This window comes from Aestuariibacter salexigens DSM 15300 (assembly GCF_000429145.1).
In the GTDB taxonomy this organism is placed as follows: domain Bacteria; phylum Pseudomonadota; class Gammaproteobacteria; order Enterobacterales; family Alteromonadaceae; genus Aestuariibacter; species Aestuariibacter salexigens.
Map to the genome: position 1 here is coordinate 410,601 of NZ_AUBH01000001.1, position 18,283 is coordinate 428,883.

At 44.7% G+C, this 18,283-nt stretch carries 13 protein-coding genes; 10 read left to right on the plus strand and 3 right to left on the minus strand.

Translation table 11 applies throughout. The annotated features are described in order from the left end of the window. Nucleotides 1-3 precede the first annotated feature (3 nt). The 4 genes from G441_RS0101915 to G441_RS0101930 are packed head-to-tail and all read left to right on the plus strand — an operon-like array spanning nt 4 to nt 5,834. Nucleotides 4-2,094 (plus strand): polysaccharide biosynthesis/export family protein, encoded by a 2,091-nt coding sequence (locus G441_RS0101915; protein ID WP_026374788.1) that lies wholly within the window; start codon nt 4-6, stop codon nt 2,092-2,094. A gap of 2 nt (nt 2,095-2,096) precedes the next feature. Further along, nucleotides 2,097-2,810: a tyrosine-protein kinase family protein gene (locus G441_RS0101920; RefSeq protein ID WP_026374789.1), complete on the plus strand. Its 714-nt coding sequence runs from the start codon at nt 2,097-2,099 to the stop codon at nt 2,808-2,810. A 1-nt stretch (nt 2,811) separates the two neighbouring features. Further along, complete coding sequence (locus tag G441_RS0101925; protein WP_026374790.1) at nt 2,812-4,323, plus strand: response regulator; 1,512 nt, start codon at nt 2,812-2,814, stop codon at nt 4,321-4,323. A 56-nt stretch (nt 4,324-4,379) separates the two neighbouring features. Beyond that, nucleotides 4,380-5,834: a sigma-54-dependent transcriptional regulator gene (locus G441_RS0101930; protein ID WP_026374791.1), complete on the plus strand. Its 1,455-nt coding sequence runs from the start codon at nt 4,380-4,382 to the stop codon at nt 5,832-5,834. On the opposite strand, the gene G441_RS17690 is transcribed toward G441_RS0101930, so the two are convergent. Continuing rightward, nucleotides 5,797-6,858 carry a glycosyltransferase family 4 protein gene (locus tag G441_RS17690; protein WP_051275263.1) on the minus strand — a complete coding sequence of 354 codons (1,062 nt, stop codon included), beginning with the start codon at nt 6,856-6,858 and terminating at the stop codon, nt 5,797-5,799. The genes G441_RS0101930 and G441_RS17690 overlap by 38 nt on opposite strands. Here G441_RS17690 and G441_RS19465 point away from each other — a divergent pair. Beyond that, nucleotides 6,857-7,216 carry an Hpt domain-containing protein gene (locus G441_RS19465; protein ID WP_169726033.1) on the plus strand — a complete coding sequence of 120 codons (360 nt, stop codon included), beginning with the start codon at nt 6,857-6,859 and terminating at the stop codon, nt 7,214-7,216. The genes G441_RS17690 and G441_RS19465 overlap by 2 nt on opposite strands. On the opposite strand, the gene G441_RS17695 is transcribed toward G441_RS19465, so the two are convergent. Next, nucleotides 7,151-8,125, minus strand: coding sequence for a gluconeogenesis factor YvcK family protein (locus tag G441_RS17695; RefSeq protein WP_051275264.1), 975 nt, complete (start codon nt 8,123-8,125; stop codon nt 7,151-7,153). The genes G441_RS19465 and G441_RS17695 overlap by 66 nt on opposite strands. A gap of 191 nt (nt 8,126-8,316) precedes the next feature. Between G441_RS17695 and G441_RS0101950 the strand changes: the two genes are divergently transcribed. From G441_RS0101950 to G441_RS0101965, 4 genes are all read left to right on the plus strand, one after another. Then, complete coding sequence (locus G441_RS0101950; protein ID WP_026374793.1) at nt 8,317-10,338, plus strand: response regulator; 2,022 nt, start codon at nt 8,317-8,319, stop codon at nt 10,336-10,338. Between the two features lie 277 nt (nt 10,339-10,615). Next, nucleotides 10,616-12,226, plus strand: coding sequence for an asparagine synthase-related protein (locus G441_RS17700; RefSeq protein WP_051275265.1), 1,611 nt, complete (start codon nt 10,616-10,618; stop codon nt 12,224-12,226). Between the two features lie 57 nt (nt 12,227-12,283). Continuing rightward, nucleotides 12,284-12,826, plus strand: a complete 543-nt coding sequence (locus tag G441_RS0101960) for a heme NO-binding domain-containing protein (RefSeq protein ID WP_026374794.1) — start codon at nt 12,284-12,286, stop codon at nt 12,824-12,826. 35 nt (nt 12,827-12,861) lie between these two features. Continuing rightward, nucleotides 12,862-14,298, plus strand: a complete 1,437-nt coding sequence (locus G441_RS0101965) for a sensor histidine kinase (protein WP_169726034.1) — start codon at nt 12,862-12,864, stop codon at nt 14,296-14,298. Here the strand turns inward: G441_RS0101965 and G441_RS0101970 are convergent. Continuing rightward, nucleotides 14,295-15,590 carry a response regulator gene (locus G441_RS0101970; RefSeq protein WP_026374796.1) on the minus strand — a complete coding sequence of 432 codons (1,296 nt, stop codon included), beginning with the start codon at nt 15,588-15,590 and terminating at the stop codon, nt 14,295-14,297. The genes G441_RS0101965 and G441_RS0101970 overlap by 4 nt on opposite strands. 275 nt (nt 15,591-15,865) lie before the next feature. On the opposite strand from G441_RS0101970, the gene G441_RS0101975 reads away from it, so the two are divergent. Further along, entirely contained in the window at nt 15,866-18,256 is a 2,391-nt protein-coding gene (locus tag G441_RS0101975) for a response regulator (RefSeq protein WP_026374797.1), read from the plus strand. The last annotated feature ends 27 nt before the right edge of the window (nt 18,257-18,283 follow it).

Here is an 18,283-nt window from a genome sequence, read left to right on the forward strand (position 1 = left end):
GTTATGCATTACCTATTGAAATCCTTCATTATTTTTCTGTCCCTTGTTTGTGCGTCTGGTTGGGCGCAAAGCGTTAATGAAAACGTAGAGATAGGGAATAAATTATTTCTCTATATGCCGGGTGAACCAGGTTTCGAAGAACCCTTTGTGGTATCTGAAAAAGGAACAGTGGCACTGCCTGAAGTAGGTCATGTCCATGTAGCTGGGCAGGGTCTTAAAGAGGCTGAACAGCTCATCAAACTGTCTCTTTCTCAGGTGTTTGTTGATCTGGATGGCTTCTATGTTGAGTTTTATGCCAAAGATATCAGCATTACGATTCTTGGATACGTTAACACGCCTGACCGCTACGCCATTCCGGATTATGGCAACGTACAAATGATCATTAATGCCGCAGGTGGTCTTAAGCCCGGCGCGCAATTAAACAAAATGCAATTACGTCGAGCAGGCAACTTGCAGGAGTTTGACTACAAAGCGTATCTGGATTCCGGGGATATCAGCATTCTGCCGACATTAAAAAGTGGTGACATTATTTTTGTTCCTGCGTCGCCATTGATCGGCAATGTACAGGTGGAATTTGACGCTCAGACACTGAGTTCATCAGGCGATGCGGCAGACAGTGCGGTGGCCATCACGCTAATAGGTGAATTGCATAACCCTGGTACATTCTCTTACAAGCCAGATATGAGCATTATTGATGCGTTGATGCGTGCAGATGGCGTCACACGATACGCGGATGTAACACGCATTCGTATCATCAATGAAAATAAGCCGTCAGTATTCGATTTAAAGCAATATCTTGATAGTGGTAACGCCGACCTACTGCCCGCGATTCAAGGTGGTTCGACAATTTACGTTCCCATTATGGTTGAAGACGTTAATACCACTGCCAGAACGGTATATGTGATGGGAGAGGTGCAAGCGCCTGGGGCATATGAAACGACCGAACAAGCGGGCTTTATGAACATTCTGGCAAATGCAGGCGGACCGACCCGTTTTGCAGAAACCCGTCAAATTAAAATTTTGAAACAGAATGGTGATACGACCTTATTCGACCTGGCACTGTTTAGTGAGGGCGGTAGCACCATAGACATTCCTGAAGTGGTTCCAGGTGATGTGATTTTCGTGCCCGAGAAAACCGATATTAATGAGAAGAGCTGGTTAAAGGTATCACCTAATCGTGCTGTCAAAGTCATTGGTGCAGTGCATCAACCAGGGCGATACGAATGGAGTGATGAAATGGACTTAATGGACTTACTTGCGCATGCAGGGGGGCCTACTAAAGGTGCCAACGTCAATGATATAAAGGTTATCCGTGAGGGACAGCAAGCGTTTAGGTTTAGTCTGGATGAGTTCGCTCAACTGCAGGGTGAGTTCGCAACATTACCCGATGTTCAGGCTGGCGATACTATTTTGGTAGAAGAGCTACCACAGGATCCCAAAGACAACAAATCACAGTGGGTAAGACAAAGTCCAGACCAATCAATTTACATCATGGGGCAGGTCGGGGCGCCGGGTCGGTATGCGTTTGACCCCAAATTTCATTTTCTGGACATTCTTGCTGCCGCTGACGGGCCAAATGATAGAGCAGACATCCGCAATATTCGCGTAACACATCGCGACAGCAATCGTGCGCGCGTGAGCAAGGTCGATCTGGCACTCTATTTTGAAACCGGTGACGAAACGCTTTTCCCAGCTATTAAGCCCGGAGATACTGTCTTTATCCCAGAACGTAATAAAGAATGGCTGAGTCACAAAAAAGAAGATGTCGTGCGATTAATGGGGGCAGTACAGCAGCCAGGTCGCTATACATTTGACGATACTATGACACTGTTAGACTTGATAGCGGAAGCTGGAGGTCCAACAGACTCGGCACTGATTGACAAAATTGTGGTGGTCAATCACTCGTGTTGCGAAGAACAGGCCAGAACCTTCGACCTTGAAGAGTTTATGCGCCATCCTGATACCTATCGCATTCCCGTACTTCGACCCGGTGATACGGTTTACGTGCCTGGGGAATCGTCTGATAAGTTTAGCAAGTTCTGGAAGGATACGCTGGACGTGTTAGCTGTAGTGGCCATCGTAGCGGGGTTGTAAACATGAAACTTATTCCAGATTTTTACCAGGAACTCGATTCGATTGTGCAAACCACCTCGAGCTGCGAGGCAAAGTGCATTTGCTTTATGTCTCCAGAGGGAGGCACCGGGGTAAGCAGCCTGACCATGTCAATGGCGCAGCGATTGAAAAAAACATCAGCACGCGTGTTGGTACTTGATTTAAATCAGTATCACCCATTGTCGGAACAACTGTCTTTATCGTTTCCGGATGATACAAAATGGCGTTTTGACACGATCAGTTCACAGTTAAGTATCATCGAGCAGTCAGGCATCTATTTTTTAAGCGTGACGGAGCTGAGCGGGCATGATTCTGCGAGGGATGCACTGATTGTGGCTGACGCATTTGCGCGTTGGCGTCAGGAATTTGATTTCATTCTAGTGGATTTGTCGCCACTACTTAGAGTCAATCAACACAATATCCCCAGCCGCGTATTTGCGCAGGCGGCACAAATGACCGTGTTGGTTGTCTCTGCGGGTGAAACAACCGAGGACGCACTGGTGTCTGCCAACCAAAAGTTGCAGGAGGAAGGGTTCAACAATATTAACGTGGTCATGTCCCAGCTCAAGCTTCCGCCGCTGGGCCCACAGCTGTTGAGGAAAATTACAAAGACCCACTGGCTTCCGGTCTTTATCAAGAAGAAGCTTGAGAAATGGGTGTTAGCGCAGAGCTGGTTGTTTAAACCTATAGGAGCGTAAAGTGCGCCTGTATAGTCAGTCATTTACCTTACAGTGGCAAGCGTTAACCAGTTTTCGCATGAACCTGTTTCATGTCCTGAGAGAACAGTCAGTCGACACCATGCAAATTGATAGCGCTGGATTAGTGTTTACTGAGTATTTGACCAATTTACTCAGGCACGCACAGGGTGATGGAGAGCCTTTGCTTTTTGATGTCAGAAGAAACGGCGACATACTGACATTACGTTTGCAGGACAAAACGGCGTGCAATCATGCGCTGCATAAAATGCGAAGCAAAGAAGATCATATTTGTCATACCGAGTCTGAAAACAACACATTACGCGAAGGGGGCATGGGGCTCGGCCTTATCCAAACACTCTATCCAGACTTTCTTTATCAAAGCGAGGGGGGCATTAATACATTTGAGCTCTGTCTGAAAGCGTCAACAAGAAAGCCGTCTGTGATGATTGTTGATGATTCGCCATCATCGCTGGCATTGTTGAATGCTTACCTCAACGATGGTTTTGACGTGATCACGTTCACTAGCCCATTGCAAGCCCTCACTGCCTTAATGCACGAGCCTCCTGATATCGTTATTGTTGATATTCATATGCCAGATTTGTCAGGCGACAGGCTCATAGACAAGCTCCGCCAGCATGAGAAGTTACACAACACGAAAATTATTGTGATAACCGGAGAAATTGACAGCGAGCAGGCGCGCGAAGCAAATCTAATGGGTATAGACGCAATGCTGAGTAAACCTACTTCAAAAGCTGAACTTCAGCGAGTCCTGGCGATGGTATTGAGTAACACAAACATGGCAAAGAATTCATCCGCTATCGAACAGGTTAACGAGACAGAGTGTTTTGGCGAGGTAACTTGCATAAAGAGAGGCTCGGTAAACATTGAACAGAGCGGTGACTTGTTGATAACACTCCGCGCTGCGGAATCACATTTTTTAATCCTCATAGATTTGATGGGGCACGGGCATCAAGCCGCTATTCATAGACAAAAACTAATTGGATTCTTTACCGGGCTTCTTGCCTCTGCTCCCCATACCCCCGCCACATTAATGAATACCTTTTCTCAAGCGGTTTTTGATGGATTACTAGACGAAAGTCAGGTCTATCCATCAGTTATTTGTAAAATCACAGACCGTCATATCGAGTGGACCGCTGCGGGACATCCTCCACCGATGTTAATCGGCACTGAACAATTATGGTGTCACCAACACGAGGTGCAGCCACTCCCCGGTTTAGTAGACGCGCAGCAGTACGATAATCAGTCCATTGCTCTCGATGCACAACACCGATTGCTGCTGTATACCGATGGTATGTTCGAAAATCACTCGAGACATAATACGGGCGCGGAAAACCTGATTAACCACCTCAGTACCTGTGAGTCATGCCAACACGTGCGTCAGCAAGAAAAAACGCATGATGTAGATAATCAGTTGATAAATTGCTTATGGCGTAATAGCTTACCTCTGTTAAGCAAAGAAATTGATGACGCTAGTCTGATTATATTGATGTAAGACTCTGCTAGCTCGTTGATTTGGTATCGCACCACGTATTCGCTGAAGGAGTCCCGATGGCTGCCAAAATTCTCATCATAGAAGATACAGAGTCTCTTGCCATCCTTTACCAAAATTATCTGATTCTAACGGGGGCCGAATCACATATTGCGGGGTCTGCTAAGGCTGCCAAACATGCATTTGCGCAACACTCCTTCGATTTAGTATTGCTAGACGTCATGCTGCCTGATGCCAACGGCATGGAAGTGCTTGAATGGATAAACGAAAACACCAATAAACCTCCCGTTATTGTTATGACTGCTCACGGTACCAAGGAACTGATTGTTCAATCGATGCAGTTGGGCGCTGCGGACTTTGTTGAAAAACCCCTTGAGGCGGATAGGCTGCGGGTCACCGTCAATAATGCATTAAAGCTGAAGCGCCTAGAAAAGAAAGTAGAAGATTATTCATCAACGCAGTCCGATAACGGGTTCTGCGGAATGGTTGGTGGATCGCCTGCTATGCAAGCGGTATATCAAATCATTCGTAATGCTGCTAGCAGTAAAGCCAGCGTCTTTATCACCGGAGAAAGTGGCACGGGTAAGGAGTTATGTGCCGAAGCGCTTCACAAATGCAGTGATAGAAAAAATAACAATTTTGTTGCGCTGAATTGTGCAGCCATTCCCAAGGACTTGATTGAAAGTGAAATATTTGGTCATGTCAAAGGTGCATTTACCGGGGCAACGGCGAATCGTGAGGGTGCGGCAGGCCAGGCTGATGGCGGCACATTGTTTTTTGATGAAATATGCGAGATGGATCTTAATCTGCAAAGTAAATTATTACGGTTTATTCAGACCGGTACGTATCAAAAAGTAGGCGCGGAGAAATTGGAGCAAGTCGATGTGCGTTTCGTTTGTGCTACCAATCGTGACCCGTGGGAGGAAGTGCAAAAAGGAAATTTCAGAGAAGATTTATATTACCGTCTACATGTAGTACCGATTCATTTACCTCCTCTGAGGCAGCGTGATACCGATGTCATCGCCATTGCAAACGCCATTTTTTCACGGATCGCAAAAGAGGAGGGAAAGACGTTCAAAAAGCTGACCAGCGCAGCAGAATCGTTAATCCAGAATTACACCTGGCCCGGTAATGTCAGACAGTTAGAAAACACTATTCGTAACGTTGTTGTGATGAACAACGACGCTGTGATAGACGGTTACATGTTTCCTCCATTACGAGAAAAAGACGGAGGCTCTTTAAAGACTACAGCCATCTCTTCACAAGCATCAGCGCAACCGTCAGCTATAAATCGTGACGCGTCGCTAGTGCAGCAGACTCCTGTTCCCGCCGCTGATCAAGCAGAGTTTGTTGTAAGAAATGCAGACGATATTCAACCCATGTGGTTAGTGGAAAAACACTACATTGAATCTGCAATTAAAGCGTGTGCGGGAAACATATCAAAGGCCGCAGCGGCCCTTGATATCAACCCCTCTACTATTTACCGGAAAATGAAAGACTGGGACAGGCAATAGCCTCGTTACTAAGACCATAAAGACGCTTGAATATCTGCCATTGCTCGCGGCCTGAACAATATTCGGTGACATAGTGGTGAGCTCTGTAAATAGTTTTCTGTCGTTGCTCTGACGTGCTCAACATATATAGCAGAAGTGTGGCCTGCAAATCCTCAACACTAGATGAGTTAGCTAACCACCCTCGTTTATCGTTATCTAACAGTGCAGGCAATGATCCGCATGGTGCTGCAACAACCGGGATGCCCCGCATCATCGCTTCAATTGCAACCATTGGCATCCCCTCTTGTCTGGAACTGATAAGCAGTACATCGATATTTTTCCATTGCGCCCGCATGTCAGAACAAAATCCTTTAAAGCTGACATTTTGCGTCGCAGTATTCTGAAGTGATTTGAGTAGAGGCCCGTCTCCATAAACTGAGAAAGAAAGGTCGTAGTGAGACAAAAATCGTCGCGCGACTTCAGTGAAAATATCAGGTCCTTTTTCGTGCGATAAGCGACCCACAAATGCAATATTTGTAGTTTGCGATGGCCGCTTATTTAGCATTGGCTCAGGGCTGATAAAGTTATCCATTACATAGGCCTTTTTACCCAGCCACTGCTGTATTTCACGGGAAACCGCAATATTGGTTGATAGCCACTGCGTGATTTTATCAAGCCAGGTGTATAAGGCGAGTTTACCAGTACCCCGATCCCCGCAATGATAGGTTGACACCACATGCAGACCATAAATGACAGATAGGAGCCGAATCAGGATGCCAGCTTTGTAGCCATGAGTATGGAAAGTATCCTGCTTATTCGTTGTTTTAATCAGTTTAACCAGTGCACTTATGCTACCGTCTAACTTTCGATAGGGTACAGCTGCGCTGCGAAGCTTTTCTTCAAGCGGATGTCGGCCGTAGTCGTTCAGGAACACAACGACCGCAAGACATCCGTTTGACTGGATGAGTCTGGAAAGGTGAAATACGTGTGACTCTATGCCAGCATATTCACGTGAATCAAGTATCAGGAAAATGCGTTTTGTCATGATTGATTATTCTCCCCAGCAGTATGCGATTAAAGATGTCGACACATTGCAAGCAATCAGTAATGAAGTCGGAGAGGACGTGCTGTCCACTTTACTCGACTTATTTTTGAATGAATCAGCGACATTGTTTGAAGAATTACCGCTTTGTTTACAGAAACAGGATGTTGAAGCGTGTACGCGCTTATTGCACAGCATAAAAAGTGGCGCAAAAACATATGGAGCGGTACGACTCGCTGCACTCGCGGCAGAGCTAGAAGCGGCAGCCAGATGTAGCAACTTAGCTGATGTAGAACTACACATAGCCTGCCTTGAAAGTGCACTGCGAGAGACGTTCGCTGAATATCGTTCTAAAAACTGAGGACGAATCACTTTGTTGTTGTCGGAAGCAGTCATTTTGCTGCATCGAGATGAATGCAAATGCGTTTGCCAATGAAGTAGAATCATGACGCTTGTTCACTGGGTCGGGAAGGGACTGAAGCGCTGCAGGTAATCTTCTTGAAATCGCACCCACCAATAAGTGAGTTCTGGTCAGTTGCCCAGAAAACAGGTTTTCACCAAGTTGTCTGGTTAACCACTCGACTGTCTGATTTGGGTTCAATTTACCCGCTGGTCCGCACTCCCGTTCAATATTATGCACAAATAGCTTAAATGCTGAGGATTGTCTTAAGGCACGCTTTATCTGCGGTGCAAGCAATACCGGCATGACGCTCGTAAGCAGACTGCCCGGACCGATGCAAATCATGTCTGCCTGCAAAATGGCTTTGATACAACTTTGGGGAACGGAAATATGCTTACTTAGCTGTAATGTAGCGGGCATGGTTGAAAGCCCATCAATATCTTTCTCCCCAACAACGCGACATCCGCTTATCGTTATCGCTTCCAGATCAACAGTCTGTTCACTCATCGGTAACACGTGGCCGTTCACGCCTAGCTGTTTGGCGAACATGTTAATCGCAGCAATGACACTGCCGCTTTGTTGAAAACATGCTTCCAGTACAAGATTCCCAAGGCAGTGTCCATTTAGTCCACCAAGTGATGCATATCTGTGTGTCATGGTATCCACCAAATGATTATTTGATGCCATGGCAAAGACCGCCTTACGTAAATCACCCCACGGAACCGGACTGCCCGCGTCACGTAGCCTGCCGCTACAGCCGCCATTATCTGTGGTCGCAACGATAGCTGTGATATTAATATTTAGCTGCTGCCATGCCTTAATAGCAGACGCTAAACCTTTTCCACCACCAATACAGACTATTTTCATCATGATTCACCTTTACCAAACTGCTGGTAATGGTTACTCTTCAAGCTGAATGCCAATATTTTTGTTTTTTAACTTGTTGAAAAATATAGAAATGTGATTCTTTTGTGTGTTACATAAAAATGACTTTTGCTTTTTGCAAGGCAAAACACCATAGTCGGTACAGGCTTTAATTTGTTGTATCTGGAGAGAGTTTTTTGTCCGAAAGTGTCATCCTCAATGCCTTTCAAACGTTAGCTGAATCTGCAGATGAGCAATCCCTTTTAGATTGTTTATGTACGCATCTTCGCAAATATGGGCTTGTGTTTGATCATTTGGTAATACTCACCAAGCAAGAGCAATGGCCTTTACTCAACACGCTGATTGCTACTGAGCCCGCTTTTTCGCACACATCATGGCCGCTAAAAGAAGCGTTTCTCAATGCATATGACGGCAAGACATGCATGTTCAATGATGCCCAGCAGGCACTGTTTTTAAACATCCAGTCTGCACCTGTCGTTCAGTCAACCAAACATATCCTGCTTTGCGGTGTGAAAAATCATCAGCGACAAGCGGTATTTATGTTTGTCAGACAAAGTGGAAAGCCTTTTTCAGACCATGATGCGCGCTTAGCTGAACATCTCAGTCCACTGTTTGCCAATGCATTGCTGCAGGCTGATTATTTTATCAATACCACTCGACAGGTAGAAAAGCAGACTCGTGCACTTAGGGAAAGTGAGGAGCGCTTCAAAGCGTATGCAGAGTTATCCACGGACTGGTTTTGGAAAACAGATGAACACATGAATTACCAGCTTGAAGCGTCCTCAAAAAAATCATCTGGTGCAAACTATCGAGTATTGGAAGGGAGGTCATTTTTAGACTTGCGTGCCAAGTCAGAACTACAACAACAAAAAAAGTGGCATTTCTTTCTACATACGACAAACCGTCATCAACCTTTTAAAGACTTTGAGTTTGAAGCGGACACTGGCAGAGATTACACATCCTGGCTGTCAATAAGTGGTGAACCAACATTTGACGTCAATGGTGTGTTTACCGGTTACGTAGGCACTGCCAGAGACATTACCTACCGCAAACAAAACGAGCAAGCAATTACCTCCGCAAAAGAAGCAGCAGAGCGTGCCAATGCTGCGAAAGCTCAGTTTATTGCAATGATGTCTCATGAATTGAGAACGCCGCTTAATGTCATGCTGGGTAATATTGAATTGTTGCAGCAAACCAAACTTGACGCCGAACAACGAGCCATGCTGGTTTCGTCTGAAACCAGCGCAACGTTATTACTTTCCATTATTTCAGATTTGCTTGACTGGTCGTATATTGATGCCAACAACCTTGAAATTATTGAACAGCCGACAAAGGTCAAAAAACTGCTGAACGACGTGATTCAGCAATTTAGAAAACAGGCGGAGTCGAAGGGATTGGCACTCGAGGTGATATTGCCATCTGATGTGCCTGATGTTGTGTGCATCGATCCTTTCAGAACGTCTCAGGTGTTATTTAACTTACTCAGTAATGCCATCAAGTTTACTGTCAAAGGTAAGGTGACGGTGAGCGTCGAGCTTCGCAATAACACCCTTACATTCCATGTGAAAGACACAGGCATGGGTATCAATCCCGATTATCTTGGCAAGGTCTTTAAACCGTTTGAGAAATTCGATATCGACTCATCAAAACGAGGTGAAGGGGCGGGATTGGGACTGAGTATCAGTCAGCGATTGGTGCAGTTGATGGGAGGTGATATTCGTTTTTCCAGCAAACTGGGTCAGGGGACGTCGTTTAGTTTCTACATACCATTTGAGCGAGTAGATGAGTCTCAGAGTGACAGCGTTAGTGATTTACAGGGGCTGAATATCCGTCCCTTAGTTGTGCTTATTGCTGAGGATCATCCAGCCAATCAGTTATTGCTTCAGACTATGCTGCGAAAGCGCGGACATCATGTATTGGTGGTGGGAGACGGTGAGGCAGCGGTTGAGGCTTCTCATAAACAGGATTTTGACATCGTACTAATGGATATGATGATGCCGAAACTTGACGGTGTTGGTGCTACGCGAAAAATCAGGGAATCGTTCTCACCGCAGCAGCTCCCGATTATTGCACTGACCGCGAATGCCACTATTGATGATCGCAATACCTGTCTTGAAGTAGGCATGAATGATTTTCTGACCAAACCATTAAGCGCTAAAGCACTTGATGCAGCGCTGTTTAAATGGTCGCAAGACTGATCTGAAAGCGTCCATACTTTAGTCATTGCATTTTGCAAGAATATCCTGTTGCACGAATCTCATATGCGTCCGTCATAACGTGCAATTATCCTCTGAATGTCCCGTCAGAAAAAGGGGGACGTGATTTTCTACACCCTCATAAAAGAATCTGGTCCGCTCCTTGAATAGATGTTGCTACAGGAACTACTAAGGCAACGATATGAGTCGATTTTTCGGAATATACAGCAGCAACGCGCTTTCTCCTGAACGGAACTCACTTTTAGAACGAATGAGAAGTATGTGGTCAGCGCATCATGCATCTGTAAAAAATACGTTTGAAGATGAAAACCTCTGTCTCTACCAAGTAGATTTTAATGAATATGGCCAGCCTGCATGGACAGATGGTGTGCTTCACGTGGGCTCACTGGTTGGGCATCCACTGATTACTGAGAATCGGCAAAATGATCTAGAAACACTACTGACATCCCGGCGAACGGCATACGCGGGATTTAGACATGCTGAGGGAGCGTTTTGCTGTGTACATTATCAAAAACACAACAGAACCCTTTCACTGATAACCGATGCACTGGGGTTGCGTCCGTTTTACTATGCACAATTTGATGATGCGATAGTATTTAGTACAACGCTATCGGTATTCGCACAGCTTGGTATAAACCTCACTGTAAATAAGGACGCAGTGATTGAATACGCCACGCTAGGGTATTATTTGCTTGATCATACGCCTTACATGGAGGTCAAGTGTGCCAGACCCGGCACTGCTCTTTCAGTTTCAACGTCAAGTCAAATCCAGCTTGTTAAGTATTTTGACTGGATGAACCTGATTGGTGAGCCGGTAGATACAGAGCACGCGGTTGACAGTATCAACAGTGACTTTCGACAAGCGTGTGAAAAATACGCAGGGTCAGATAGTCATGTGCTTACAACCCTGTCTGGTGGGTTGGATTCTCGATTAATAACCTGTGAACTAGTCAGGCAGCAAAAAGAGGTGTCCGCTGTTAATTTTTCTCAGGCAGATACGCAAGATCTTATCTATGCGAGAGAATTTGCGGCGAGTCAGCCAGTACATTTCTCAGAGGTTACCGTTGATGATACACAAGCATCGAGTGTTGAGATTCGCCTGGGTAAATATTGGCGAGAACAAATGCATCCGCAATTCGACAAGGTGTCACGTCCGCAATTGGCCTGGTCCGGTAATGGCGGTAGCGTTGGCGTTGGCTTTGTTTATTGTGGGGACGATGTATACAAAGCCGCTTGCACACAAGACAAAAACAGGCTGGCAGAGGCATTCATCGCGCAGCAGTATGCGCAAGTACCTCGCTCATTAATGAAGAACGCAAGCTATTATCAAGCCCGACTTAAGCAGAACATTGTCCGTTCTTTGGCGGAATTTGATGGAATACCACTGCAGCAAGCATATTATTTATTTCTGTTACACAATGATCAGCACCACCATCTTGCCATTCCTTACGAAAAGGTTGACGAGTATCAGATGGAATTTTGCGTGCCTTTTTACAGCTGGAAAGTGCTTCGCCATACACTCAATGTGCCCATGGATGAACTGCGCCGCCACAAGTTTTACTTAAGCTGGTTAGATAAACACTATCCAGAAGCTTTAGCGACTCCCTGGCAGGCGTATCCAGGTCATATACCATGCTCGCTAGCGAGTACGGGCACTAATCAATGGTCATTGGTAAAGAGGAGGCGGTGGAAAAGCAAAGCGTCTTTGACTGCGTGCTATAAATCATTGTCATACGGAAAATCTGCAGGTATTCGTCGTGCTATGTTTTTTGTGGTTTGTGCGCTTCATTGCTTGCGTATTAAAAACGCCAGCTCGCATATCGCTTTTGTCAATAAAATCACAAAATGGAACACAAAAATGGCGAGTTAATGCATAAACTGTAAACACGCCTTTGCTAACAACCCACCAGATAGAGACGCGAATAACATGAAAGGCATAATTTTCCAAAAGCTTGAGATGTTTGTTGAGCAGACGTGGAGTGAAGAACTGTGGGATGAACTTTTACTTGAGTGTAATCCTAAAAGCGGCGGAGCGTATACTGCTAATGCGCTTTATGATGATAATGAGTTCTTTCAACTCGTTACCAGCTTATGCGAAAAGCAGGGCTTGGAAATGGTAGCCGCTCAGCGCGCGTTTGGACAATGGCTATTCGCTGAGCTCTTAAAAATGACGCCTCATGATATATCCGGTTACACAACGACGTTTAGCTTTCTTGAAGCTGTCGAGAATATTGTCCATGTCGAGGTATTGAAAATTCATCAGGACGCTGTGTTGCCTTCATTTGAATTTTTAGAGCATAGCGAGACCCATATGAAGATGGTGTACCGTTCGCCAAGGCAGCTCTGTTATTTTTGTGAAGGCCTGATCGAGGCGCTGGCGAAACATTTGAATGAAAACATTTCAGTCAGACAAATTGAATGCGAGCACGAAGGACACGAGCGCTGTGTTTTACAATTGGATAGGTTATGAATTCAGACACCGATAAACTGACGCAGCGGATTGCCTTGCTTGAAAGAAAAATCATTCGCGAGAAAACCGCTCGGGAAACGGCTGAGCAACAGTTAGGTGATTTCTCCTGGAAAATATTCAAAGCGAACAGTGAACTAAAAACCTCGCTAGAAGAAGCTCAAAAGAAATCTGACGAATTGGATTTCTTACATTCTTTTTCGCAGCAAATCGCGTCTGAAAACTCCCTTGATGAGATACTTAAGCAAGCGGTATCTTCGATTTCTGCATTTATCGATGCCGAGTACGGCAGTCACTTCATTGTCGAGGACGGCGTATGTATTGCAACGCCAAATCATGAGATATGGAGCCGTAACCAACAATGGGTCGCATCCCCCTTACTGTCAGAGAAGCTCATTAATGAGATTCTCAGAGACGATACTATTGATGATAAATGGATACTTTCTGAACTTGATGAATTAGCTAATAACGAAACGCAATGGTGTTTGCGCATGAGTGTTGATCTATCGGAAGGAAAGCGCTGTGTATTCATATTCGTTAGCCAGCAGGAAGTAGTGGATGAAGAAAGCTTATTCGTACTTGATACAGCGAAAGGCCATCTCATTAGTGGTATTAGACGCAGAATAAATGAACAACAAATGCGTGATCGCACGCTTGAGCTTGAGCAGGCATTACTGGAGTTAAAAAATGCTCAGGCGCAGCTCATACAATCGGAAAAAATGGCGTCGTTTGGCCAATTGGCGGCAGGAGTTGCGCATGAAATTAACAACCCCCTTGGCTACATCAGGTCGAACTTGCAGGTACTACAAGACTATGCAAGTGATTTACGTTCATTGCAGAGTGACTTGAAGGCTATTCAAAGCGGAGAAGTGATACCTGCAGAGGTACTCGAAAAAACATTGAAAACCGCAGACTTTGATTTTATTTGCAAAGATCTTGCTGATATCGTTACTACCAATTTACATGGAGTAGAACGTGTAGCCGATATTGTTAAAGCATTAAAAACGTTTTCTCATTCTGGAGAAGCAAGGTATGCACCTGTTGCAATTGGCGCGGTGATTGAGCAATCACTCAAGGTAGTATGGAATGAGCTTAAATATAAATATGAAGTAAACGTTGACCTTGATGATCAGTTAGCGTTGATTCAAGGTGATGCAGGTCAGCTTCAGCAGGTATTTATCAACCTTTTTATAAACGCAATACATGCTATGCCTGAAGGCGGCGTGCTATCTGTACGAGCATTTAATGAAGACCTTTGCGTTAAAGTGATAGTCAAGGATACGGGCTGTGGAATGGATTCGCAGGTGTTGGACAAACTTTTTACGCCTTTTTACACGACGAAACCCGTGGGGCAGGGAACGGGTTTGGGATTATCGGTCTCTTATGCCATTTTAGAAGCGCATAGTGCTGATATCACCGTTACATCAACGCCAAACAAGGGGACGACTTTCACGTTGAGTTTTAAGCCAATTTAGCCGTCACACACTTCAAGGCTGAACGGTAATTCTGTGTCTTTGTTAAGCAGGTTAAGACGCACTATTTGCTTTTCTGATAGCTGCATGCCTTTACGGTATAACAGCCTTCCATCTTCTAAAACTAGATCGTTAGACAAGCACATTCCCGCGCACAACTCTTCTACGCTGACGTGTCGCACAGTTTTATCTCCAACGAAGAACGTGGGTAATTGGTGTAGTGCTTTCAGTATAGACGGGCAATATTTGATATTGATGTAACGTTCTAAATGCGTTAACACGTCTTTTTCACCTAGGGGGGTGCCTGTCATTTTTCCGCAAGACAAAAGCACTGCATCCCGACAAACCGACAGCAATTTAGCAGAGATACAAATCTTGTCACTCTGCAACTTGGATGGATAGCCCTTGCCGTCGACCTGCTCAAACTGTTGAGTGACAGCATCATGCACAGCTTTCATAGACTCATTTTGAGATAGAAGCACTGATGCATGGTTTACCTGGTCAAGGTACATGTCTTTTTCATGCGTAGTGAAGTCAAAAATTGGTTTGGACAATTTGTATTGATTACCCAACATGCCAATTTGGCAGAGTCTGCCGGCCAGAGCAGCCTGCTCTAGTTGTGCATTTGGTATGGCGATCAGTTTGCCGACTTTTGGAACAAGTTCACTGATTTTATTTGTAACGGCTGTGTCTGAATGAGGGCTCATCTTTGTAAGCTGAAGCAGTGTATTCAAGTATTGGTTATTAACGGACTTAATGGACCTTGCAGCGTATTTGATTTGCTTCTGGTAATTCATTAACTGGGTGTTTAGCGACCTTATGCGGCGACGTTGTTGCTGATTCGATTGCTGCAGTACTGTATTGGATTCGCGCTCAAATTTACTTACTGCAATGAGCTGTTTAGCGTCCTGAATAGCGCGGATGACGACACTTTTATGCCACGGTTTTTCAATAAAGTGATTGACGCTTCCTGAATTAATTGCGCGCTTTAACATTTCTGTATCGGCAAATCCGGTCAACACCATTCGGTATACTGACGGATAATCTCTGGCAACGACTGTGAGCAATTGTAAACCGTCCATTGCCGGCATTTTGATATCGGTTAAAAGCATATCTACAGTGTGTTGTTTTAAATACTGGAGAGCTTCCACACCATTACTTGCCGTAAAAATACAGATATCTTCTGTTCTAAAACAGCGCATAAGTGCTTGTACAATCATTGGTTCGTCGTCAACGATCAACAGTGTGAGTGGGTTTGAATCACATATCGCCTGTCTATCTCTATTTATTGGCATAGTGAATAATCTCGTACGTGTAGGAAATTAGTATGTTAAGAATTGCAAATCATATGCCGATTAAAAAATATAATTAAAACAGATGGATAGAGGATAAATATGGGCATGTTTTCACATCCAATTCGCATTTTGCAATGCGAAGTGAAAATTTCTGCGAAACAATTAAAACTAAAAAGCAATATGCTAAAAAATATCCCATACTTACTTTACTTTTCTGTTTTATCTGTGGTTTTGTGCAATGAGACATCACTTAGGTTGCAGGGTCTGTGTCACGTATGGCTAAAACTGATGTAACCGACTGTGCAGATGTAGAACAGCTCAAAGCTCGTATAAGTGAGTTAGAATCGTCTCATGCAAAGCTTCAACAACGTCACGACCTATATCAACAACTATTTCACAACATGCTGCATGAGGTGCATTTCTGGCAGCTGGTGCGTGACGCATCTGGGCAAATTCAAACTTGGCGATTACTCGATGCAAACCCGGTTGCGTTGGCGAGCTGGGGTAAAAAACTCAACGATATAAAAGGTAAAACGACCAACGAAATCTTTGCCCCTGTCGATGCCACCGCACTGTTTATGCCAATCGTCAAAAAGATATTTGACGAAGGAAAGCCGTATGAGTGGGTGGATTATTTCGAGGCTACCGATCAAACGCTTTATATGAATAGCATTCCGCTGGATGAATGCTTCATCAGCACAGGTATTGATATTTCCGATCTGAAACGTGCTCAGGCTCAACTTGAGGACGCTAACTTACGGTTAAGTGAGGCAGTGAAAGCGGGGAATGTTGGAATATGGGACTGGGATATCAACGCTGACAAGTTGGTATGGGATGATCAGATGTATCGTATTTACGGCCTTCAGCGAAAAGGCTATTCGGAGACCGTTAAGTTGTGGGAAGACGCCTTACATCCGGATGACAGTGATTATGCTCGCGCGGCGTTAATGGACTCACTAGAAGGGGTGAAAGAGTACGATATTGAATTTCGTATTACTCGTCCAGATGGCAACATTCGTTATTTGAAAGGTGATGCAAGAGTCATACGTAATGATGCCGGCGAACCCCAACGAATGTTGGGTACCAATCTGGATATTACCGAGCGTCATAATGCAGAAATTGCGATACGGGAATTAGAACGACGAAATAATGCGATGCTGGATTATTCTCCAGTATGTCACAAAATCGTCGACCTCGATCTAACACTTCGCTATATGAATGCTAATGGCTTCAATATGCTGAGCTTACCCATCAGCGATGACTGGTACGGTAAGCCTTATCCGTTCGAGTTTTTCCCAGATGATGCCAAACGTCTGATGGAAGATAAGCTTAGAGAAGTCGTTCGTACTGGTATACGTCAGGCATTTGAATCTAATGCTCTGGACAGTAAAGGCAACGAGATTTGGCTGCTACACAATCTCATTCCTGTGCCTAAAGAAAACAGTAGTGAGGTGGATTATCTCACAGTTGTGTCTGCTAATATTAGCCAACAGAGAGAAGTGCAGGAACAACTCAGGCACCGTGAGAAAATGGACGCAATTGGCCAACTGGCCGGCGGGGTAGCCCATGATTTTAATAATCAGCTGGCCAGTATTCTGGGTTATGCTCAGTTGATCAATCAACATGCCAGTGATGATAAAATCAAACATTATGTTTCTAAAATCATTGGTGCTGCAGAACGTTCAAGTAGCCTGACCAGACAGATGCTGGCGTATTCCCGAAAACAGCAATTAGTCAAACAGCCCACCAATATTCATCATGAAATCAACGAAACCATTGAGTTGCTCGCCCATTCCGTTGATAAGCGAATTGATATCATAGCCAGGCTGCATGCGACCTCTTTCTGTGTCATTGCGGATAAAGCACAAATTGAAAGTGCATTATTAAACTTGGCGTTAAACGCCTGTGCCGCCATGCAAAATGGTGGCACCCTGACCATTAGTACGGAAAATGTTTCAGCAAATGAAGACCGCAATTTACTGCAGGAAGTTGATGAGCCCACAGGAGATTTTATTAAGATAACCGTCACTGATACGGGCACAGGTATCGATGAATCTAATATGGAAAAGATATTTGACCCGTTTTTCACCACTAAACCCGCGGGTGAGGGAACGGGAATGGGCCTCGCGTCAGTATATGGAACAGTAAAGCAGCATTCAGGCTATATCGATGTTGCAAGTAAAGTAGGAAAAGGCACCAGCTTTATCATCTATTTAACGATCAACCGAGGAGACGATACCTGTATATCGGACGGTGAAGAAATCAATGCGTCTGATTCAGATACTTCACAACATCCTAAGCGTATCCTGGTGGTGGATGACGAATCGTCGATAAGAGAACTGTGCAGTGAATTTTTAACCATGTCAGGATACCAAGTAATCCAGGCTGAAAATGGTCTTGAAGCAGTTAATACATATCGCAAACAGTGGCAGGATATTGATTTGGTCATACTAGACATGGCCATGCCAGTGATGAATGGCAATGATGCGTATTTTGAAATGCAGGTCATCAACCCTGATATTAATGTTATCGTGGCATCAGGTTATGACAGTAGTTCCACATCGGCATTTTTGAGCTCTCAGGGGGTAAAAGGCTTTATCGAAAAGCCATTTAACCTGAATGCGTTATTGACGATGGTGACGAGAGTGCTGCGGGAAGTACATTAGACCTTACTTACCGTTTTCTACTACAAA